This is a genomic window from Rheinheimera tilapiae (assembly GCF_042432165.1).
Taxonomy (GTDB): Bacteria; Pseudomonadota; Gammaproteobacteria; order Enterobacterales; family Alteromonadaceae; genus Pararheinheimera; species Pararheinheimera tilapiae.
Window position 1 is genome coordinate 19143 of sequence record NZ_JBHLXP010000003.1, and the last position, 22210, is coordinate 41352.

The window sequence follows — 22210 nt, forward strand, 5'->3', positions numbered from 1 at the left end:
AACGATCAGGCCAGTTCGCCTGGCACTAATGGTACAAAACGCACCGCTTCGACATCGGTCGACGGATAACTGTCCTGCACCCGGGTATAGACTCTAAGCATCTGCTCTTGCGCTCCGACCGGGATCACCAGCCGGCCACCATCAACCAGCTGATGCAATAATGCATCCGGTACTTGGGTCGGTGCCGCCGTCACAATGATGCAATCAAATGGGGCTTTGCTATGCCAGCCAAGCCAACCATCACCATGTTTCATCGCCACATTGTGCAAATCCAACTGATGCAGGCGGCGTTTGGCCTGAAACTGCAAGGATTTAATCCGTTCCACTGTACAGACCTGCGAAAACAGCCGCGCCAGAATGGCAGTCTGATAACCGGAACCGGTGCCAATCTCTAACACTTTTTTCGGCTGCCAGGGTGTACCATCGCTGCCGGGCTGCAACAGAAGCTCGGTCATCCGCGCGACAATATAAGGCTGCGAAATGGTCTGGCCCTGGCCAATAGGCAGTGCAGTATTCTCATATGCTTTATGCGCTAAAATCATTTCAACAAAATGATGGCGCGGCGTTTGGGCAATCGCCTGTAGTACTTCAGTCGACTTAATCCCATCCGTGTGTAATTTTTGCGCTAAGACCTGCGCGCTTCTCGAAGTTGCGACGGCCATCAGAACCGGATCCCTTCAAGCCATTGCTGCAAGGGTTGCAGGCTGCGGTAGGCCGTCATGTCGATTTGCAGCGGCGTAACTGACGCAAAGCCATTGGCGACTGCGTAAAAATCGGTGCCTTCACCGGCATCCAATTCTGGGCCTAACGAACCGTACCAGAAAATGCGCCGGCCCCATGGATCTGTGGTACTGGTCATCGTCTCTGCTTTGTGGCGCCGACCCAGTCGCGTCACCTGGATGCCTTTGAGTTCACTCAGTGGCACGCCTGGTACATTAATATTCAAAATTTGATCGGCCGGCAGCGGATGAGATTTGAGTTGTTGAATGACTTTGACGGTGACGTAAGCGGCAGTAGCAAAATGCTCTTCGTCACGGCTGGCCAGCGACACTGCAATGGCAGGAAGCCCAAGATGCCGACCTTCAGTGGCCGCCGCGACGGTACCGGAATACAATACATCATCGCCTAAATTGGCGCCGTGATTGATGCCGGCGACTACCAGATCCGGCGCTTTGTCACAGAGCTGACTGATCGCCAGATGCACACAGTCTGTTGGCGTGCCATTCACAGCGATAAAACCATTATCCAGTTGCTGCGTGCGCAGCGGATTGAGCAAAGTCAGCGAATTACTGGCACCACTGCAATTTCGGTCAGGACCGACCGTGGTGACTGTGGCAATCTCGGCCAATGCCTGTTGCAGCACCAAAATGCCTTTGGCATAGACGCCATCGTCATTACTGAGCAATATCCGCATTTAGGACTCCAGAACTGCGATATCCCGACGGATATCCTGATAATTCACCAGTTCCCGCAGCACAGACGTAGCAAAACAGCCGGCTGGCAGGGCAAAACTGAGTTCGAGTGTATCATGCAGCCACTGATAACTCAGCGCTTTTGGCACTAAGCGAACAGCGCGCCGTTCGGTATTGACGTTCAGCGCGACCAGACCATCAACCCAGTGTTGCCATGGCATTAATTGCTGTTGTTGCCAGTCGAGGGCTTCACCTTGCTCCAGCACTTTACCAACGCCCGGCAAGATGGCCGTCGGATGAATGTCATGCTCGCTGAGGCGGCGCTGAATGTCACTATCTGCCGGGTCGACCTGAAACACCGAGCCGGAACCGTCGAGTTGGACGACACTACCTGGTAACAACGTCAGAAACCCTAGCTGTTGCAGGCGTTGCGACACTTGTTGATTAAACAACATCGAACGGCTGGCAGATAGCGCCAGACCGCGGATTTGCCGGTCACTGATACTGCCGCCACTGAACAGATGTTCCGCCAGCTGCAGATTGCCGCCGTCGCGACCAAAGCGCTGTTCGCCGTAATAATTTGGCACGCCAGCACCAATCAATTGCAGCCGCTGTTCCAGCTCGGCGACATCAGAGACGTTCCGCAGCCGTAAGCGGAAATGATTCTGTTTAATCGAACCAATTTTTAGCCGGCGCTGATGGCGCACCGACTGTAAAATGCGTACACCTTCGATCTGCCATTGACCGTAGTCCAGTTCTTGCTTAATTGGCACCGGCAAACAAAACCACTGCCGGGTAATAGCGTGGCGATCTTTTAAGCCGGCATAACTGACGAGCCGGGATTTGATGCCAGCCGCTTCGGCAATTTGTTTCGCGACGTACTGCGTGTTCTGGCCAATTTTTTCGACTTGCAGCAATAAATGCTCGCCGGCGCCGGTTGGCGTGAAACTGAGTTCCTCGTCGACAATAAAATCTTCCGGACTACTGCGCAATAAAGCACGACAAGAAGGCTCGCCGTATAAATAGGCCAAAGGCGGAAACTGGATTTTTTCTGCAGCAGCACTCATGCGGTTTTCACCAGCAGCACCACAGCTTCAACCGCAATACCTTCTTTACGGCCAACAAAGCCCAGTTTTTCAGTGGTGGTGGCTTTGACATTGACTTGCGACAGTTCAGTCTCGAGATCTGCCGCCAGCACTGTACGCATCGCATCAATATGCGGCGCCATTTTCGGTGCCTGCGCCATAACAGTCACGTCCAGATTACCGATGGCATAACCCATCGCTTTGACATCAGCAAAGACTTTACGCAGCAAAATCCGGCTGTCGATCCCTTTAAAAGCCGCATCAGTATCGGGAAAATGATGGCCAATATCGCCCAGCGCGACCGCACCTAACAAGGCATCAGACACCGCATGCAGCACCACATCACCGTCTGAATGCGCCAGCAAACCCTGCGGATAATCAATCTTGACGCCGCCGAGCGTCACCGGGCCTTCCCCGCCAAAAGCGTGCACATCAAAACCGTGGCCAATACGAAAAGGGATCATGCCTGCTCCAGATAAAAACGAGCCAGAGCTAAATCTTCTGGCTGAGTAATTTTTAGATTGTCCGCGCGACCTGGGATTAACTGCACCGGATGACCGGCCCACTCCATCGCAGAGGCTTCGTCGGTGATGGCTACACCAGCAGCTAAGGCGCGGCTCAGCGCGTCGCGTAATAATAATGTCGGAAATAATTGTGGTGTTAATGCATGCCAGAGCTGGCGCCGTTCAACGGTGTGCTCGACCAGACTCGGCCCCTGACCGGGTATATGTCCGCGTTTCATCGTGTCACGCACCGGACTGGCCAGAATGCCGCCCTGACCGCTACCCAGACAGACTTCAATCAACTGCTGGATATCGCTGAGCTGCACCAGCGGTCTTGCCGCATCATGCACCAGGGTCCAAGGGAATTCGCTTGCATCGATTGCCATTAACCCGGCCAGCACCGAATCAGCACGCTCTGCACCACCGGCTACCCGGCAGACTTTCGGATCTGCGGCCAGCGGCAGTTGGTCGAAATAAGGATCGGTTGGTGATAACGCCAAAAATAGTCTGGTCGTTTGGGGCAATGCCAGCAGTTTAGCGGCGGTATGTTCAAGCACGGTTTTGTCGGCGAGCTGCAGGTACTGCTTCGGCCGGTCAGCCTGCATCCGGCTACCGACGCCGGCTGCCGGGATCAGCATGGCAATGGTCATTTTTTGTCCTGCTGCGCCACCAGACGGAAAAACACTTCGTCTTGTTTAATCAGGCCCAGCTCGTTACGCGAACGCTCTTCAATGGAATCCAGCCCGCTTTGTAAATCGGCCACATCGGCCATCAGCATTTTGTTGCGCTTTTCCAGCTCTAGGTTGCTGGTCAGATGCACTTTCAGTTCTTCCTGATGTTTAAAATATTCTTTCACGCTGTGTGGACCAAACCACAGACGATATTGCAGCGCACACACCAGCGCAAACAGCATTATGATTAACAGTCGCATAACAAATCCGGAAACGACAATCTGTTGGTATTATGCAGGCTTGAGATCCGACTGAAAAGCCCTGATGGCTTATTTTACGCGGCCTGGACGCAGTTCGTCCGGTCGGGAAGCATGGGGTTTAGCAAAATTCTGCCAGTTCAGCCGGCTGGCCAGCAGCATTTCACGCAAGCTTAACAGGCGTGGCGTTTTCCGTTCACCGTTGCGCCACTGGTGGCCACAACAAACCGCGGTCAGCACTGACTTACTAGGTTTTAACAATAATTTATGTTGATTATCAGGCTCTTGTGGCCAACCGGCCAAGGCAAACCAGCCATGTTCGTTGCAGTGGATGCGTTGGCCGTCGCGGTCTATTTCATCTACGGAATCCAACACTATCTGTTGCACGCCCTGCTGCTGCGCACCGTGTGGCTGCACATAAACCGGCACTAATAAACCTAACTTCGCCGATTTACTGTAGTAACTGAAAATACTGGCGGATTCGTCGACATGCGGCACCGGACATTGTTTGCTCTGGCTATGTAACCAGCAGGCATTCTGGCTGTCGAGCGTCAGCGGCGACGGGAATTGCAGAATTAAAGTGGCGGCTTCACGCACATAAAACGGCAGGCTTTTCAGCCGGCGCGGCAAAAATGGTAGTTGTTCCGGCGGCGAAAGTGCCAGACGTGCCAGTTCGCGCTCGTACAAGGTATTGCACAGCTCAGCATAGGTCAGGGATTGCTCCGGATTAAACCAAAGCTGATTTTGCATCGTCATGACTGAATGTTAACCAACCCTCTGCACTTTGACTAGGGCTTTGACCTGCGCTTTGCCCGATCCTTAAACGCAAAAGCAGTCGCTCGGATCACAAAGGCACCAAGCAAAGAGCCGGCAATAGCCGGCTCTGTGACTCAGTCAGTAGATCACTGGCCTTTGATTTCAGAACGGCCACGGTACGGAGCTTTAGCCCCCAGTTCCTGCTCAATCCGCAGTAACTGGTTGTACTTCGATACACGGTCAGAACGGCATAATGAACCGGTTTTGATTTGACCCGCTGCAGTGCCAACGGCTAAATCGGCAATAAACGAATCTTCAGTTTCGCCAGAACGGTGTGAAATCACGGCTGTGAAACCAGCGTCTTTTGCCATCTTAATGGCCGCTAAAGTTTCAGTCAGTGAACCGATTTGGTTGAACTTGATCAGGATCGAGTTACCAATGCCCTGCTCAATACCACGGGTCAGGATCTTGGTGTTGGTCACAAACAGGTCGTCACCAACCAGCTGGACTTTGTCGCCAATTTTGTTGGTTAGATCTTTCCAGCCATCCCAATCCGATTCATCCAGACCATCTTCAATTGAGATAATCGGGAACTTAGCGGCCAGACCTGCCAGGAAGTCATTGAATTCATACGACGTGAACTCTTTGCCTTCGCCAGACAGTTTGTATTTACCGTCATGGTAAAACTCTGACGCTGCGCAATCGAGCGCCAGGGTGATGTCTTTATTCAGCTCATAACCGGCGGCAGTCACGGCTTTAGAGATCACCGTTAGCGCTTCTTCGTTTGATTTTAAATCTGGTGCGAAACCACCTTCATCACCAACTGCAGTGTTTAAGCCCTGCGCGTGCAGTTCTTTTTTCAGTTGGTGAAAGATTTCGGCGCCCATGCGCAGTGCTTCGGCAAACGACTTCGCGCCCACTGGCTGCACCATAAACTCCTGAATGTCGACGTTGTTGTCGGCATGCTCACCACCGTTGATGATGTTCATCATCGGAACCGGCATAGAGTAAACGCCAGGCGTGCCGTTCAGGTCAGCAATATGCTGATACAATGGGATTTTTTTATCAGCTGCGGCTGCGCGGGCCACGGCTAAAGACACTGCCAGAATCGCATTGGCACCTAACTTCGACTTCGATTCAGTACCGTCCAGGTCAATCATGATCTGGTCGACTTTTGCCTGTTCATAAGCAGACTGGCCGATTAATGCCGCTTTGATTGGACCATCGATATTGGCCACCGCAGTGCGGACGCCTTTACCTAAATAACGGCTTTTGTCGCCATCACGCAGTTCTAACGCTTCGCGCGTACCGGTTGAAGCACCTGACGGCGCACAACCACGGCCCATCACGCCACTGGCCAGAAATACATCGGCTTCAACGGTTGGATTGCCACGTGAGTCCAGAATTTCACGGGCGACGATATTGATAATTTCAGACATGTTATTCCCCTGTAGACCAAAGCAAAAAAGCCGCGATCGAGGTCGCGGCTTCATGATTATTTGGTCGTTTGTTGCTTCTGATATTTATATGCTGCGGCGACAAACCCCTGGAACAACGGATGACCGTCGCGTGGCGTCGAGTTAAATTCCGGATGGAATTGCCCGGCGACAAACCAGGGATGGTTTGGCAGTTCAATCATTTCCACTAACTGATTATCCGCAGATAAACCAGAAATAATCAGGCCAGCCTCTTCAAGTTTCGGAATAAAGTGATTGTTCACTTCATACCGGTGGCGGTGACGTTCACTAATGACGTCCGCACCGTAAGTTTCGCGGGCTTTAGTATTGGCCTTGAGGTTACAGTTTTGGCTGCCCAGACGCATAGTACCGCCTAAGTCGGAATCGCCAGTGCGAAGTTCGACCTGGCCTGCGCTGTCCAGCCACTCGGTGATTAAACCAACCACCGGGTAAGGCGTGTCCTTATTAAACTCAGTTGAATGCGCCCCTTTAAGGCCTGCCACGTTACGGGCAAACTCAATCAGTGCGACTTGCATGCCCAGGCAAATGCCGAGGTATGGAATTTTGCTTTCACGGGCATATTTGGCCGCAATAATTTTCCCTTCGACACCACGTTCGCCAAAACCACCCGGTACCAGAATACCATCCAGGCCCGCCAGAATAACTGAGCCTTTGGTTTCAACGTCCTGCGAATCGATATATTTGATCGTGACCGTCAGGCGGTTTTTCAACCCGGCGTGATTGAGTGCTTCGTTAACTGACTTGTACGCGTCTTTTAATTCGACATACTTGCCAACCATACCGATGGTGACTTCGCCAGTCGGATTACTTTCCTGATACAGCACCTGTTCCCATTCGGTCAGATCTGCTTCCGGGCAATTTAAGTAAAAACGACGTACCACTAAATCGTCCAGGCCCTGCGATTTTAATAAAGCCGGAATTTGGTAAATGCTGGAGACGTCTTTTAATGAAATGACCGCCCGCTCTTCCACGTTAGTGAACAAAGCAATTTTGGCTTTTTCATTGGTCGGGATGGCGCGATCAGACCGGCACACCAGAATATCCGGCTGAATGCCGATAGAACGCAGCTCTTTCACTGAATGCTGTGTCGGCTTGGTTTTTATTTCACCGGCAGTGCCTAAATATGGCACCAGCGTTAAATGCATAAACAGCGCGCGCTCGCGGCCGATTTCAGTACCCAGTTGGCGAATGGCTTCCAGAAATGGCAGCGATTCGATATCACCAACAGTACCGCCAATCTCGACGATGGCAATGTCGTAACCTTCAGCACCGGCAACAACACGGGCTTTGATTTCATTGGTGATATGCGGAATAACCTGAATGGTTGCACCCAGGTAGTCGCCACGACGTTCACGGCGCAGCACTTCAGAATAGATTTTACCTTGGGTAAAGTTATTCAGACGGGTCATTTTGGTGCGGATAAACCGCTCGTAGTGACCTAAGTCTAAATCGGTTTCGGCGCCGTCTTCGGTGACAAACACTTCACCGTGCTGGATAGGGCTCATGGTGCCCGGATCGACGTTAATGTACGGATCCAGTTTCAGGATCGTTACCTTCAGGCCACGTGCTTCTAAAATTGCCGCTAATGACGCAGCAGCAATGCCTTTACCTAAAGATGAGACAACCCCACCCGTCACGAAGATGTATCTTGTAGTCATGAGACCCCTGAGACAACGTTGAATTTAATGGACCAATAGCCAAAACACACCGGCAGCAAAGCAGCTTATTCCGGACGGTAAGATTATTGGTATCAGGACGGGCGGAAAGTATAACAAAGACCGGCAGTCTGCTCAATCAAAAAGCCAGATTGGATCTGCGACCATGTCAGGCATTACAAAACGGCAACAACGCCATTAAACTGTGATAATAATGCAGCGGTTTATTTCAAAGCAGTTTGTATGACGATTTCCGATCAAGTTTTATTGATGTGCAGCGCGATCGGCGGCCTGAATGGCTTGCTGTTGGCGACGTATTTTTTCTGCCACCGCACAGACCGGTTAACTCATCGGCTGCTGGCACTCCTGCTGTTGATGCTCAGTGTCCGGGTGCTGAAATCGGTGTTGTTCTATTTTAATCCGGATATTGGTAAACAGATCCTGCAATTCGGGCTCTCGGCCTGCGGGATGATCGGTCCCCTTCTGTATTGCTACGGTCAAAGTATCTGTCGTCCCGAAACCTCGTGGCGACGGCTGCAATGGCAGCTGGCGCTGCCTCTTTTTGTGATTGTCATGGCCGGCATGCTGTGGCCATATCATCACCACCCGCAGTTGTGGGGCGGTCTTGTCTACCGCGTAATTAACTACAGCTGGCTGTTGTATATCGGACTGACCGTCTTGTTGGTATGGCGGACACAGCAACAAAGCGGCAACTCGCCACTTCTGACATCGGTAAAATTCCGGCCACTGCTGCTGATGATCCTGAGCAATGGGCTGATTTGGTCGGCATTTTTTTTCGCATCTTATACGTCTTACATCAGCGGCGCTCTAACCTTTAGCGTGCTGTTGTGTTTTAGTGTGCTGACCGTATTTTATCGCGATAAGCCAATGCCGCAGACGCCGGAAGCTTATGCCAATAAAAAACTAACGGTTGCTGAAGCCGAGCCATTGATTAGTCAACTGGAACAATGGATGCAACACCGCCAGCCATACCTGAACGCAGATCTGACGATGCCGAAACTGGCAAAACAACTGGGTTGGCCCAGTAGCCGTTTATCGCAGTTACTTAATGACAATCTGGCGCAATCCTTCCCAGACCATATGAATTACTGGCGGATCCAGCATGCCAAAACCCTGATGGCCGACCAGCCAGCGATGAAGATGCAACTACTTGCCGAACAATCAGGTTTTAATTCACTGTCGACTTTTTATGCGGCTTTTAAGAAGTTTACCGGCGTTACGCCGGCCCGCTACAAGCAGAACCTGCCAGAATTGACTTCCGAAACTATCAATCCGGAATCCGAAACTATGTCTTGAGGCTGTCGCAGCACACTTTGACCGTTACCCTGAGCAGGCTGTTTATCACCCTGTTTTTACGGAGAAGTTATGCGAAATATCTGTTTTTATTTATTGCTGTTGTTACTGCCAACTTTTGTGGCTGCTGCCGATGGAAAAGATCAGACCTTCACACGCCAGAATGGCGCCGTGGTGACATCCGCTGCATCGACCAGTCAGGATCACCAGGCGATCCGCCAGACCTTACAACATTACCTGCAAGGCACCTCATACAACCAACAAGAGCAAATCAGTCAGGCGTTTCACCCGCAGGCCGACCTTTTGCTGGCAAAAGCCGATCAGCCATTTTGGAAAGTACCGCTAAGCGACTATTTGTCGTGGTTTCCAGCGGCGAAAGCTGGCGAGTTTAATGGCCGGATTGGCGAGATCCTCAGTATCGAAGTCGATGGCGATATCGCCACCGCTAAAGCGGAGATTTTGCTGCCGCAGAAGCAGCAGCGTTTTATCGATGTTTTCCTGCTCAAGCGCATCAATCAGCAGTGGCAAATCATCAGCAAAGCCGCCACGCAGCAACAGTCGGTGCAGTCCGGCCAACGCATTTTATTTATTTTATCCAGCGCACACTTTCATGGCAGTAGTCAGCTGCCAGCTGGTGCCAGCTTTTCAGAGATCGTCAATGCTTATGCCGAGTTTAAACAAGCCGGCTTTACCGTCGATTTTATCAGTCCGGCCGGCGGCGCTGTGCCGCTGGCCTATATCGATACTTCAGATCCTGCGCAAAAAGCTCATTTATACAATCAGGACTTTATGCAGGCGCTGAAACATACGCGTACAGCTGCTGAATTAAACGCGGCCGACTATCGTGCTGTGCATTATATTGGCGGCAGCAGCGCCATGTACGGTGTCGCGGAAGATAGCCATATTGCCAAGCTGGTGATGGATATTTATCAGCAACATCAGGGCATTATCTCTGCCGTATGTCACGGCACCGCGGGGATTGTTCACTTGAAAACTGCCGACGGACAATATCTGGTGAAAGGCAAACGCGTCTCCGGCTACCCGGACGCCTTTGAAAAGCAGGATGCAGCTTATTACCAGCACTTCCCATTTAAGATCCAGCAAACTATTGAATCGCGTGGCGGCCTGTTCCGCCATGGCAATGAAGGTGCTGCTTATGTTGAGGTCGATGGCCGCTTAATTACCGGTACTAACTTTCAATCATCGGCAGGTGTTGCCAAAGCGATCATCGCTTTACTGCAAAAGGACCAAAGCGCTACACCACCGGTTCATTAAACACTGGCGGAAAGAGTCCCTATCAGTCAGAGCGCACCCGCTCTGACTGCTTCACCTGTTCCCAGGCCGCGTCCATTTGTGCCAAGGTCGCAACACCAACTGGCTCAGCTTGTGTTGCCATGATGGTTTCGACTTGTCGAAAGCGCCGCTCAAATTTCTGATTGGCACTTCTGAGTAAAGTTTCCGGCTGAAAACCGGCTTTACGCACCACGTTGACCAGCGCAAACATCAGATCGCCAAGCTCTTCAGCGAGCGCCGCCTGATCTTGTTGTGCTGCGGCCATTTCTGCTTCGACTTCAGCCATCTCTTCGCGCACTTTATCCCAGCAGCCGGTTAAATCTGGCCAGTCAAAACCGACACTGGCACAGCGTTTTTGCAGCTTATAAGCACGAGTCAGTGCCGGCAGTCCGCCGGGGACATTATCCAGCACACTATGCTGGCCCTGTTCACCACGTTCAGCGGCTTTGATTGCTTCCCAGCCTTGTAACGCGGTAGTGGCATCGGAAGGTGCTGCGCCGGTAGCTTCTACCGACGCATCTGGAAATACATGCGGATGACGGCGAATCAGTTTGTCGCAAATGGCACTGACACAGTCGTCAAAGCCAAAACGGCCTTGTTCTTTCCCGATCTGGCTATAAAACACCACCTGAAACAGCAAATCACCCAATTCATCGGGCAATTCATCGATAGCGCCGCGCTCGATAGTGTCAGCCACTTCATAGGCTTCTTCCAGTGTGTAAGGCACTATGCTCTGATAGGTCTGCGCCTGGTCCCAGGCACAGCCGCGCTGCGAGTCACGTAAAGTCGCCATAATAGCGAGTAAGTCGTTGATATTTTTTGACATCAGATTCGTTTCCGGGAGCTTCGCTCGATCAGCTCTTGCCCCGTCAGCAAGGAGCAAGGGCAAGAGCTGCAGCTGTCGTGTTACTGCGAGCGTTTGGCCTCAATCACATCGTCAATCTGACTGACTTTGGTCAGCAGTTTGTTCAGTGAATCGAGGTTGTACAGCTCCAGCGTCATATAAATGGTCGCGGTCTGGCGCGCGACGTCAGAGTTACTGCTCATCCGCAGTACGTTGGCTTTTTCATTGGCCAGAATACTGGTGATGTCGCGCAGCAAACCGTTTCGATCATGTGCCACGATGCGAATGCTGGCTTCATAACCCGATGCATATTGATCGCCCCACGCCGCTTCAACCACCCGCTCCGGATGTTGTTCCTGCAAGTTTTTGAACTGATCGCAGTCATCGCGGTGCACGGCAATGCCTCGGCCCTGCGTGATATAACCGATGATGGCGTCACCGGGCAGCGGCTGGCAACAACCAGCCATATGCGTAAGCAAGTTGCCGACGCCCTGCACTACCACATGACTTTTGCTTTGGGTCTGCATCGGCTTAGAGATCAGCCGCGGGTCAATTTCCGGCACGTCGTGTTTATTGTGCAGGCTTTGAATGTAATTAATCACTTGCGTGACTTTGATCTCACCGCCGCCAATACCAACCAGCAACTCTTCCATCGAATTGACATTAAAGCGCTGCAGCAGCTTAACCGGCTGATCCAGCGGCACATTCAGCCGGGCCAGTTCGGTATCCAGTAACTCTTTGCCCGCGGCATAATTCTTATCGCGATCCTGCAAGCGGAACCAATATTGCACTTTGGAGCGGGCCCGGCTCGATTTCAGATAACCCAGATTTGGGTTGAGCCAGTCGCGGCTTGGATTCGGCTCGCGGCCGGTCAGGATCTCGACCTGATCCCCGGTCTTCAGCTGATAGGTAAAAGGCACAATGCGGCCTGAGATTTTGGCACCGATGCAACGGTTACCCACATTCGAATGCACATAATAGGCAAAATCAAGCGGCGTCGACCCCACCGGTAAATCAACGATATCGCCTTTGGGCGTAAACACATAGACCCGATCTTCGCTGACCTGATTGCGTAATTCCTCGGCCAGCGAGGAATCCACCACTTCTTCCTGCCAGGCCAGAATTTTACGCAGCCAACCAATTTTTTCGTCCAGCGCACCCTCACGACCGGCGGGACCGCCTTCTTTGTAGCGCCAGTGGGCCGCCACGCCGAGCTCGGCATCGTCATGCATCTGTTGAGTGCGGATCTGAATTTCAATCGGCCGGCCCTGCGGCCCGAGCACAACAGTGTGGATGGACTGATAGCCGTTTTGTTTTGGCGTAGCAATGTAATCATCAAACTCTTTCGGCAGATGCTGCCAACTGGTATGCACTACACCCAGCGCAGCATAACAATCCTGCACCCGCTCGGTGACAATCCGTACCGCGCGGATGTCGTATAACTGATCAAAGGCCAGATGCTTTTTCTGCATCTTTTTCCAGATACTGAAAATATGTTTCGGCCGGCCATAGACTTCGCAATCCAGCTTCTCCACCACCATCTGGTCGCGCACAGCCTGCACAAAATCACGCATGTACTGTTCACGATCGAGGCGTTTTTCTTCCAGCTGGCTGGCGATTTTTTTGTAGATTTGCGGATGCAGATAACGAAAAGCTAAATCTTCCAGCTCCCATTTCAGTTGACCAATCCCCAAACGGTTGGCCAGCGGCGCGAAAATAGCATTGGTTTGTTTGGCAGCTAGTACCCGAGTTTCTTCATCGGCGTTTTTCACATCACGCAGATAACAGATCTGTGCCGCCAGTTTAATCACCACCGCGCGTACATCTTCAACCATCGTCAGCAGCATTTTGCGCAGATTGTCGGCTTGCTGCGCGTTTGGTGTCTGATTGGGTCCGACCGGGATGGTGCGGATCGCTTCCATCTGTTTGACGGCGGTCAACATCGTGATCACCGGCGGATCAAAATGCGTGTCCAGCGCGGCACATTCCAATAACTGGGCTTCGACCAACGGGAATAGCAGCGCGGCAGTCAGCGCATCTTTGTCCATGCGCAAATCAGCCAGGATCTCGACCATTTCCCAGCCGGTGCGCAGCTGCGGGCAACTGGCTTCGGTAAAGTCATGCTGATTCAGCCAGTCACCCGCAGCCAGCAAACAGGCAATTTTTTTCTCGGACAGCCCCAGTGAAATCAACCAGGCCGAGGTTTCCCCCGCATTGTATTCAGTGCTGTGCGAATGCCGGACCCTGACCATCTGTACCTCGAAACGTTAACAGCGTTTAATACTGTTCAAATAAAGCCATCAGTTCCAGATGACTGGTATACGGAAACATATCCATCACGCCGATTTTACTGATGCGATAGCGGTTTGCCAGCAAGACGCGGGCATCTCTGGCGAATGTCACCGGGTTGCAGGAGACGTACAAAATCTGTGCCGGTTTAAGCTTTACCAGTTCGTCAACGGCACCAGCAGCGCCCGCACGCGCCGGATCGAGCAGGACTTTCTGATACACCGGTTTATTCCAGTGTTGTCCTTTCCAGGGCAGATGCAAATCGGCTTGCGCAAAGGTGCAATTGCGATAGCCATTTAGTGTGGCATTTTCGCGGGCGCGCTGCACCATTGTGGTGATCCCTTCGATCCCGGTCACTGCCGCCACCAACGGCGATAATGCCAGACTAAAGTTACCGATACCGCAATACAAATCAAGCACTTGATCAGACTTTTCTGGCATAAGCCATGCCAGTGCCTGTGTCACCATGGCTTGATTAATGCGGCTGTTCACTTGGATAAAATCGGTCGGATCAAATTGCAGGACCTGACCCGCGGCCAACTGATACTGCGGCACCGGCGTATTGGCTTGCCAGGCGTCAAACTGATCCGTTGCAGCTTCGCCGAGCCAGAATGCATCCGGCCAGGCGGCAATCAACAGCGCTTTGTCGGCATCCGGTAGCGGCCGGATATGGCGGATCACCACAAAAGCCTGACCGTCCGCATCCAGCACTTCAGCATGCGTCACTGCACTACCATGTTTCAGTGCCGGCAGTGTCTGGCGCAGCACCGGTAATACTTTGGCAATGACTGGACTGAGTACGAGACATTCAGGGACATCAAGGATCTCTTTACTGCCAGCGCGGCGAAAGCCGACCTGAAACTGCTGCGTGGTTTTATCAAACCAGACGCCAATGCGGGCTTTACGCCGATAGCCGGTAGCCGCCGCCGACAATGCCGGTTGCCAGGGCAGTTCATTGAGTTTCAACTGATGTTGTAATAACGCAGCGACGGCGTCCTGTTTCAGTGCCAACGCGGACTCGGGCGCCAGATATTGCAACTGACACCCGCCACACTGCGTGGCAGAAGGACACAACGCGTTGATCCGTAGTGGTGAGGGCTGTAATACTTTTTGTACCACAGCGCGGCTGTAGTCTTTTTTCTGTTCGGTGAAGCGGACCTGCACTTGTTCACCCGGTAAAGCACCGTCAACAAAACAGATATTACCCTGGTGCGTACTGATGCCTTGCGCTTCGTGATCCCAGCGTTGGATAGTCAGAGCGCCATGTTGTGGCAAATTAGATTTTTTCTTTGTTTGATAGATGCTTACCATAATTTCGGGTCGGGCTCAGCCTAGGATATTGACACCAATTCCCGCACAAAACACCATAGGATTTTGCCGGAGCTTATGTCATGATAAATGATTGATAGCCCATTGTAGCAAGCAGCGCCCCAGATGACGAAAATTGCTTTACGCGATTGGATCCTGCTAATCACTTTATTGCCAACCCTGCTGGCCAGCGCCGGTCTTGGTGGCTATTTCAGTTATATGCGTTTCGCCGATTTATCGCGTGATCTGGCCGATCAGGCGAGCAATATCGCCGAACCGCTGGCGATCGCCTCGGCTTACGGCCTATTGGCCGACGACAAAGCTTATCTGCAACGATTGGTCAATGTAAGCCATCGTAAAAACTCACCACGGGTACGCACTATTGCTGTGTTTGACCATCGGCATCAGCTGATCGCCAGCTCCAATCTGCATAAAGATTTCGCTGATTTACATTTGCCGGCAAAGGCCTTATTACCCGACCTGCCGCAAATTGTGCAACAAGACAATTATTTACTAATCCGGGCGCCAATCCAGCTGGAGAGTAGTGAGATCCAGGCGCTGGCACTGAGCGCACGCAGTAATGATACGCAGACTAGCCGGTTGCTGGCCACTGAAGGCCGGCTTGGTTATGTGCTGGTGCAAGTCGACAAAGACAAGGTGATGCTGGCACAACAGAGTTCCATGCTGGTCACCATCTTATTGGTATTGCTGGCACTCAGTCTGGCACTGATGCTGAGCCTGCGTTTGCTTAGCCGGCTCAGTCAGCCGCTGCAACAACTGATTCTGCAAATTGAACGGCTGGCCGAGGGCCGGTTTGAGAAACATCTGGATCAACCTTTTATCGGCGAATTTGATCTGATGCGCCTCGGTGTCAATCAGCTCGCCAACGAGCTGAAACATTATAAAGATGAGATGCAGCACGCAGTGGACCAGTCGACCAGTGATCTGGTACAGACCATGGAACAGCTGGAAATGCAAAACGTGGCGCTGGATATGGCCAGACGCAAAGCACAAGACGACAACCGGCTCAAGTCTGAATTTCTCGCCAAGATGAGTCATGAGCTGCGCACCCCACTCAATGGTGTGCTCGGTTTTACCCGGCAGCTATTAAAAACCCAGCTGACGCATCACCAGCAGGATTACCTCAATACCATCCAGAAATCGGCCAACAGTTTGTTGTCGCTGGTCAACGATGTGCTGGATTACGCCAAGCTCGAAGAAGGCCGGATGCCGATCAATCCGGAGCCTTTTTCAATCCGTGACCTGGTGTACGATGCAGTGGAACTGTTGTCGGTCAATGCGTTTGATAAGCAGCTGGAACTGGCGCTGCAAATCGATGCCGATGTGCCGGATTCGCTGATTGGCGATCCATTGCGGATTAATCAGATCCTGATGAACATCGCCGGCAACGCGATTAAATTTACTGAACACGGCAGCATTGTGATCCGGCTGCAACATCAGCCCAGCACTGACGACGCGGTACTGCTGCATTTTGAAGTGCAGGATACCGGCATCGGCATCGCGCCTGCGCAGCAGGAGCAGTTGTTTCATGGTTTTGCCCAGGCCGACGGCAGTATTGGCCGGCGCTATGGCGGCACTGGTCTTGGTCTGATTATTTCGCAGCGCTTAGTCGCAGCGATGGGAGGCCAGATTGGCTTCCACAGCAAGGCCACTGAAGGGTCGACATTCTGGTTCAGTCTGGCATTACCGGCCCATCCACTGAGTGCCAGCGAACCGTTGCCGGTCGCGTTATTAACTGGCAAAACTGTGTTGTACATCGAACCACAACAATATTCGCGCGAATCAACATTAAGTTTATTAAACAGCTGGGGTATGCAGGTCTCTGCTTGTGCAACGCCTGGCCAATTACAGCAGGCGCTGGCGCAACAGGATCAATTTGATATCGCGCTGATTGGCCGCACCGTGTCACTGGACCAGCTCAATTCGATCATCGAACTGATCCGGCAAATTAAACCACATTGTCAGTATCTGTATCTGCTGGTCAATTCATTATCGCCCAACTTGCGTGAGGCACTACTGCAAAGCGGCGCCATGGCTTGTCTGGCCAAACCGGCACACCAACGCAAGCTGGCGGCGACACTGGCTCGGCCCTACAACCAGCACCAGGCAGTTGCGTTGCCCTCACCGACGGCACCCAAAGCACGTTTACGTGTACTGACGGTTGATGACAATGATGCGAATCTGAAACTGATTAATACCTTGCTCGGTGAGTTGGTTGAATCAGTCGATTCAGCTAGTCAGGGCGCGGAAGCCTGGCAATTGGCTTCGCATGTCCATTACGACATTATCTTTATGGACATTAATATGCCGGTAATGGACGGTATCACCGCCTGCCAACGCATCCAGCAAAGTTCGTTAAACGAAGACACGCCGATTATCGCCGTGACAGCCCACACTTTGCCAGGTGAGCGTGAGCGTTTGTTGGGACTGGGTTTCTGTGAATTTTTAAGTAAGCCGCTCGATGAACAAATGCTGCAGTATACGCTGAAGGAATGCTGCCCGGCCTTCAGTCAGACCAGTATGCAGCCCGTCTATGCCTCAACAGAGCCAGCGACAGAGGTTCCGGCATTGCCGCAGAGCCGGCATGTCGATTGGGAGCTGGCATTGCAGCGCGCAGCCGGTAAAACGGAACTGGCTCGGGAAATGTTGCAACTGTTGTTGGCCAGTCTGCCGCAGACATTAGCAGATTTAGAAAAGTATCGGGAGAGTAATCAGCGTGATGCACTGATCCAGCTGGTGCATAAACTACATGGCGCCACTTGTTATACCGGCGTGCCACATATTAAAGCGCTAAGCGAAACCATTGAAACCCAGTTGAAAACCGGCGCCAGCCTGTTACAGCTGGAACCTGAACTCTTTGATTTGACTGATCAGTTGCAGGATTTATTGGCTGAATCACTGCAGTGGTCACAATAAAACATGGTCGCAGTAAAACAGGACCGCAGTAAAACACAGCCTCAGGATTCAAAAATCACCGTAGCCATCGCAAAGGCCTGTTCGTCGCTGATCGACAACCAGGTCTGACGCAGGCCTAATTTCGCCGCTAGATCTGCCGCGGCGCCATGTAATTCCAGCATCGGACGACCGAACTCGTCGTTGCGGATATTAAAATGCTGAAAAGAAATACCACGGCCGATGCCGGTCCCCAGTGCTTTCGCTGCCGCTTCTTTGGCGGCAAAGCGTTTGGCAAAATAGCGGGCCGGCTGCGCATGAGCCTGGTAGATAACCTGCTCGTCCGCCGTCAGCACCCGCTCAATCAGCCGCGGCGAGCGCGCCAGACTTTGCTCAATCCGGCTGATCTCAACAATATCAGTGCCAAGACCCAGGATCGCCATTAGCGTCGCGCCTCCACCATCAGGCGTTTCATCTCTGCCACCGCCGGACCCAGACCAGTGAAAATCGCCTGCGCAATTAACGCATGGCCAATGTTCAGTTCATGCATTTGTGGAATGGCTGCAATCGGCTGCACATTATGCACATGCAAACCATGGCCAGCGTTGACGATTAAGCCAAGCGAAGCCGCATATTCAGCCGCTACGCGGATGCGCTCCAGCTCAGCTTTCTGCTGTTTGGGACAGGTGGCGTCGGCGTAAGCGCCGGTATGAATTTCGATATAAGGGGCGCCTGAGCGCGCCGCTGCTTCAATCTGGCGCTGGTCAGCGTCAATGAATAACGACACCAGAATGTTGTTGCCGCTGAGCTCATCAACGGCAGTTTTGATACGGTCGAACTGACCGGCGATCTCAAGACCCCCTTCAGTGGTCAGTTCCTGGCGTTTTTCCGGCACCAGACAACAAAAGTGTGGTTTGAGTTCGAGTGCGATGCGCAGCATTTCATCGGTCAGGCCCATCTCAAAATTCAGCCGGGTCTGGATGGTCTGGCGCAATAAAAACACATCCCGATCCTGAATATGCCGGCGATCTTCGCGTAAATGTACGGTGATCCCATCCGCACCATATTGTTCTGCCAATAATGCCGCATGCACCGGCTCCGGATATTGACTGCCGCGCGCTTGACGGACGGTGGCGACGTGATCGATGTTAACGCCTAAATAAATTGGTTGCATGAGATCTCCCTGACGCCTGCAGGCGTGGTTTAAATGCGTTAATCCTGACGGAATAATTGTCGACTGTGCAGCGGTGCCTGACCCAATAATGGCCGCAACAACTGACGGTTTAATTGTTTGGCGCAGCGCAGACTGCTGCTTTGCCAGTCGGCTTGGCTGATAGCCAGTAAATCGGCACCGGACCAGCCCTGCAGCGCTGCGACAAAGCCATATTCGTGGTGCCACTGATAACAGCCATCTTGCTGCAGTGGCATCCCTTCAGCATCGACACTGCAATCCACCGGAATGCCCAGCTCCTGCAACAGCGCCAATTCGGCTTCACGCAGCAGCTGCTCCAACAAAGGCCTGGCGGATTGCGCGTTGCCTTGCAATTGCAAATGCCACAGCGCCTGTACACTGTGCTGATAAATCTCGAATAACTCATCGGCCTGCGCATTGGCAGGAAACAACCGGCAAATCAGTTCATTCAGATATAAAGCGCTGAACAGCCATTCGCCTTGCAGTGCCAGTGCAGCCTGTTGCTCTTCAATGCGTCGTACTGTGCGTAACTCGCCCTGACCACTCAGCTCAACCCAGCACAAACAAAACAGCGGCCATGTACTACGGCCGCTGTGTTTTTTCGCCGGGCGACGGGCAACTGCCCGCACTCTGCCCTGATTTGGTAGCAATAAATCCAGGATCAGTTTCTGGTCCTGGAACGCAGTACTGTGCAGCAAATATGCTGAGACTGCGCCTTCAGCCATTAATCTTCGCCGTAACCGAGACTGCGCAACGCGCGTTCATCATCGGCCCAGCCGGATTTCACTTTGACCCACATCTGTAAAAACACCGGCTGCTCAAACAAATCTTCCATGTCTTTACGGGCTTCAGATGCGATGGTTTTTATGCGCTCGCCACCTTTGCCGATCACCATCCGTTTTTGCGTGTCGCGCTCAACCAGAATAAGCGCTGCGATGTGGTAGTGTTTTTCTTCCCACTTAAAGCGTTCAATTTCCACCGTGACCGAGTATGGCAATTCATCGCCAAGAAAACGCATCAGCTTTTCACGGACGATTTCTGAGGCCATAAAACGTTGTGAGCGGTCAGTAATGTAGTCTTCCGGGAAAAAGAACTCACAAGGTGGCAGCTGCGTGTGCACGATCTCGCGCAATTTACTGACGTTAGTGCCTTTTTCTGCCGACAACGGCACAATTTCCAAAAACTGCAGTTGTGTACCAAGCCATTGTAAATGTGGCAATAAATCTTCTTTGTCTTTATACAAATCGACTTTATTGACCGCCAGGATCACTGGCTTTTTCGCCACAATCAGCCGGTTTAATACCATCTGGTCATCGTCAGTCCAGCGCGTCCCTTCCACGACAAACACCACCAGCTCGACATCCAGAATCGAGGTCGCAGCGGCTTTATTCATCAGCCGGTTAATGGCACGTTTTTCTTCACTGTGCAGACCAGGCGTGTCGACATACACCGTCTGATATTTGCCAACGGTATCAATACCGACAATACGGTGGCGGGTGGTTTGTGGTTTTTTCGACGTGATACTAACTTTCTGGCCAATCAACTGATTGAGCAATGTGGATTTACCAACATTCGGCCGGCCAACGATGGCGACCAGGCCGGCGAAGGTATCGCCAGCGGTTTCTTGTAACAGATCATTCATGTTTTAATTGCTCCAGGATGGCCTGAGCACAATCCTGCTCGGCTTTGCGTCTTGAACTGCCGCTGGCTTGCACTGCCTCACGTCCGGCCACAGTGCAGCGCACTGTAAAGGTCTGATCATGGGCATCGCCTTCCACCGCCACCACATCATATTGCGGCAGCGCCAGACGCCGGCCTTGCAGGTATTCCTGCAACAAGGTTTTTGAATCTTTTTGTACGCCGGGTTCAATGCTGTGTAACCGGCTGCCAAACCATTGCAGGATCCGATCTTTACAGGCTTCAGCGCCGGCATCGAGATAAATCGCGCCTAACACGGCTTCCACCGCATCAGCCTGGATCGACTCCCGTCGTGAACCACCACTTTTCAGCTCGCCGGGGCCAAGGCGCAGATGTTGGGCGATCTCAAGTTCTTTGGCTATTTCAGCCAAAGTCACGCCTTTAACCAAAGACGCTCGCATCCGGGTTAAATCGCCTTCGCGGGTTTTAGGGAAATTCTGAAACAACGCCTCAGCGATGACCAAACCTAAAATGGCATCGCCAAGGAACTCCAGCCGCTCATTGTGCTGGCCTTTACAACTACGGTGCGTCAGCGCTTGCTCGAGCAGAGCGCTGTTGCTGAACTGATAACCGAGCTTTTTCTCAAGTTTACTTAAAGGAGGTAACATTCCCGACCTTATTTAATAGTGCCAAGGCGTTCAAACCGCACGCCAACCGGTACCCAACTAGGTAACCAGTGATTCGGATCTTCACTGAATTCAAAACTCATCCAGATAAAGACCGCTTTGCCGACCAGATTCTGCTCCGGCACAAAACCCCAATACCGACTGTCACGGCTGTTGTCACGATTATCGCCCATGACGAAATAATGACCGTCAGGCACCACAAATTCGTTGGTTGCCACGCCTGGTTGACGGTAGTAATTATGGATCGGTTCCGGCAACATCGCATTTTGCAGGATGTCATAAGACTTCGTCAGATTCTGCTCGGTGAAACGTTTTAATGGATATGGTCCTAAGAAGAACTCACCTTCATTGTTAAATTCCTGCCGCAGCGGTTCCACCGTCGGACACGGCTGGTTACTGGCTTTGTCACAAGCGCGCTGAATAAACAACTGCTTGTTTTTATAAATAATTTTATCGCCTGGCAAGCCAATCACCCGTTTAATAAAATCGGAGGTCGGGTCTTCCGGATATTTAAACACGGCAATATCACCATGGTCAGGTTTACCGGTTTCCAGCAAGGTGCTGCGCCACACCGGATCTTTGACGTCATAAGAAAACTTTTCGACCAGAATAAAATCGCCAACCAATAACGTCGGCATCATCGAGCCGGATGGAATTTGGAATGGTTCGTAAATGAATGAACGGAAAATAGTGATGATGGCGATTAAAGGGAAAATATCCCGCGCAGTTTCCGCGGCATAAGGCAGCGGTGCATCTTTTTCACGTTTTGGTTTGAACAACAAAGTGTCAATTAACCAAATCAAGCCTGACACCAGCGTCAGGACCACTAACAGAATTGCAAAATATCCAGCCATGAGATTAAGGTTCCTCGTTCAGAAAACGTTCTGAGCTTACTGAAAATTGCAGGGCGCTGGCG

At 52.1% G+C, this 22210-nt stretch carries 21 protein-coding genes; 3 read left to right on the forward strand and 18 right to left on the reverse strand.

Annotation, left to right across the window (positions count from 1 at the left end):
- Positions 1–5: 5 nt before the first annotated feature.
- The 9 genes from ACFFJP_RS11020 to pyrG form a co-directional block, all read right to left on the reverse strand.
- Positions 6–662: a protein-L-isoaspartate(D-aspartate) O-methyltransferase gene (locus ACFFJP_RS11020; protein ID WP_377243541.1), complete on the reverse strand. Its 657-nt coding sequence runs from the start codon at positions 660–662 to the stop codon at positions 6–8.
- Positions 662–1414, reverse strand: a complete 753-nt coding sequence (gene surE / locus ACFFJP_RS11025; RefSeq protein ID WP_377243544.1) for a 5'/3'-nucleotidase SurE — start codon at positions 1412–1414, stop codon at positions 662–664. Before surE ends, ACFFJP_RS11020 begins: the two co-directional genes overlap by 1 nt.
- Positions 1415–2479 carry a tRNA pseudouridine(13) synthase TruD gene (gene truD, locus ACFFJP_RS11030; RefSeq protein WP_377243547.1) on the reverse strand — a complete coding sequence of 355 codons (1065 nt, stop codon included), beginning with the start codon at positions 2477–2479 and terminating at the stop codon, positions 1415–1417.
- Entirely contained in the window at positions 2476–2961 is a 486-nt protein-coding gene (gene ispF, locus ACFFJP_RS11035; protein ID WP_377243550.1) for a 2-C-methyl-D-erythritol 2,4-cyclodiphosphate synthase, read from the reverse strand. Before ispF ends, truD begins: the two co-directional genes overlap by 4 nt.
- Positions 2958–3650, reverse strand: a complete 693-nt coding sequence (gene ispD / locus ACFFJP_RS11040; protein WP_377243553.1) for a 2-C-methyl-D-erythritol 4-phosphate cytidylyltransferase — start codon at positions 3648–3650, stop codon at positions 2958–2960. Before ispD ends, ispF begins: the two co-directional genes overlap by 4 nt.
- On the reverse strand, positions 3647–3931 hold the full coding sequence (ftsB, locus tag ACFFJP_RS11045; RefSeq protein ID WP_377243556.1) for a cell division protein FtsB: 285 nt from the start codon (positions 3929–3931) through the stop codon (positions 3647–3649). Before ftsB ends, ispD begins: the two co-directional genes overlap by 4 nt.
- Before the next feature lie 69 nt (positions 3932–4000).
- Complete coding sequence (locus tag ACFFJP_RS11050; RefSeq protein WP_377243559.1) at positions 4001–4678, reverse strand: hypothetical protein; 678 nt, start codon at positions 4676–4678, stop codon at positions 4001–4003.
- A 152-nt stretch (positions 4679–4830) separates the two neighbouring features.
- A complete protein-coding gene (gene eno, locus ACFFJP_RS11055) occupies positions 4831–6123 on the reverse strand; it encodes a phosphopyruvate hydratase (protein ID WP_377243562.1) in 1293 nt (430 codons plus the stop codon).
- A gap of 56 nt (positions 6124–6179) precedes the next feature.
- Complete coding sequence (gene pyrG / locus ACFFJP_RS11060; RefSeq protein ID WP_377243565.1) at positions 6180–7820, reverse strand: CTP synthase; 1641 nt, start codon at positions 7818–7820, stop codon at positions 6180–6182.
- A gap of 240 nt (positions 7821–8060) precedes the next feature.
- On the opposite strand from pyrG, the gene ACFFJP_RS11065 reads away from it, so the two are divergent.
- Complete coding sequence (locus tag ACFFJP_RS11065) at positions 8061–9134, forward strand: AraC family transcriptional regulator (protein ID WP_377243568.1); 1074 nt, start codon at positions 8061–8063, stop codon at positions 9132–9134.
- A 69-nt stretch (positions 9135–9203) separates the two neighbouring features.
- Positions 9204–10406, forward strand: coding sequence for a nuclear transport factor 2 family protein (locus ACFFJP_RS11070; RefSeq protein ID WP_377243571.1), 1203 nt, complete (start codon positions 9204–9206; stop codon positions 10404–10406).
- A gap of 22 nt (positions 10407–10428) precedes the next feature.
- Here the strand turns inward: ACFFJP_RS11070 and mazG are convergent, their stop codons facing one another.
- The 3 genes from mazG to rlmD all read right to left on the reverse strand — a co-directional run bounded on the left by mazG (position 10429) and on the right by rlmD (position 14868).
- A complete protein-coding gene (gene mazG / locus ACFFJP_RS11075; RefSeq protein WP_377243574.1) occupies positions 10429–11250 on the reverse strand; it encodes a nucleoside triphosphate pyrophosphohydrolase in 822 nt (273 codons plus the stop codon).
- A gap of 80 nt (positions 11251–11330) precedes the next feature.
- Positions 11331–13520, reverse strand: coding sequence for a GTP diphosphokinase (relA, locus tag ACFFJP_RS11080; RefSeq protein ID WP_377243576.1), 2190 nt, complete (start codon positions 13518–13520; stop codon positions 11331–11333).
- A 25-nt stretch (positions 13521–13545) separates the two neighbouring features.
- Complete coding sequence (gene rlmD / locus ACFFJP_RS11085; RefSeq protein WP_377243579.1) at positions 13546–14868, reverse strand: 23S rRNA (uracil(1939)-C(5))-methyltransferase RlmD; 1323 nt, start codon at positions 14866–14868, stop codon at positions 13546–13548.
- A 123-nt stretch (positions 14869–14991) separates the two neighbouring features.
- On the opposite strand from rlmD, the gene barA reads away from it, so the two are divergent.
- Positions 14992–17802 carry a two-component sensor histidine kinase BarA gene (gene barA / locus ACFFJP_RS11090; RefSeq protein ID WP_377243581.1) on the forward strand — a complete coding sequence of 937 codons (2811 nt, stop codon included), beginning with the start codon at positions 14992–14994 and terminating at the stop codon, positions 17800–17802.
- 41 nt (positions 17803–17843) lie between these two features.
- Here barA and acpS read toward each other — a convergent pair whose 3' ends face one another.
- Genes acpS through lepB form a run of 6 tightly spaced genes read right to left on the reverse strand, consistent with a single transcriptional unit; the run spans position 17844 to position 22148 of the window.
- Positions 17844–18221, reverse strand: coding sequence for a holo-ACP synthase (gene acpS / locus ACFFJP_RS11095; protein WP_377243583.1), 378 nt, complete (start codon positions 18219–18221; stop codon positions 17844–17846).
- The gene (pdxJ, locus tag ACFFJP_RS11100) at positions 18221–18952 is read right to left on the reverse strand and encodes a pyridoxine 5'-phosphate synthase (protein WP_377243586.1); all 732 of its coding nucleotides are present in this window, start codon (positions 18950–18952) and stop codon (positions 18221–18223) included. The genes acpS and pdxJ overlap by 1 nt, the downstream gene beginning before the upstream one ends.
- A gap of 38 nt (positions 18953–18990) precedes the next feature.
- A complete protein-coding gene (gene recO / locus ACFFJP_RS11105; protein ID WP_377243589.1) occupies positions 18991–19695 on the reverse strand; it encodes a DNA repair protein RecO in 705 nt (234 codons plus the stop codon).
- The gene (gene era, locus ACFFJP_RS11110; protein ID WP_377243592.1) at positions 19695–20612 is read right to left on the reverse strand and encodes a GTPase Era; all 918 of its coding nucleotides are present in this window, start codon (positions 20610–20612) and stop codon (positions 19695–19697) included. Before era ends, recO begins: the two co-directional genes overlap by 1 nt.
- Entirely contained in the window at positions 20605–21276 is a 672-nt protein-coding gene (gene rnc, locus ACFFJP_RS11115; RefSeq protein WP_377243595.1) for a ribonuclease III, read from the reverse strand. Before rnc ends, era begins: the two co-directional genes overlap by 8 nt.
- An 8-nt stretch (positions 21277–21284) precedes the next feature.
- Positions 21285–22148, reverse strand: coding sequence for a signal peptidase I (gene lepB / locus ACFFJP_RS11120; protein ID WP_377243598.1), 864 nt, complete (start codon positions 22146–22148; stop codon positions 21285–21287).
- Between the last annotated feature and the right edge of the window lie 62 nt (positions 22149–22210).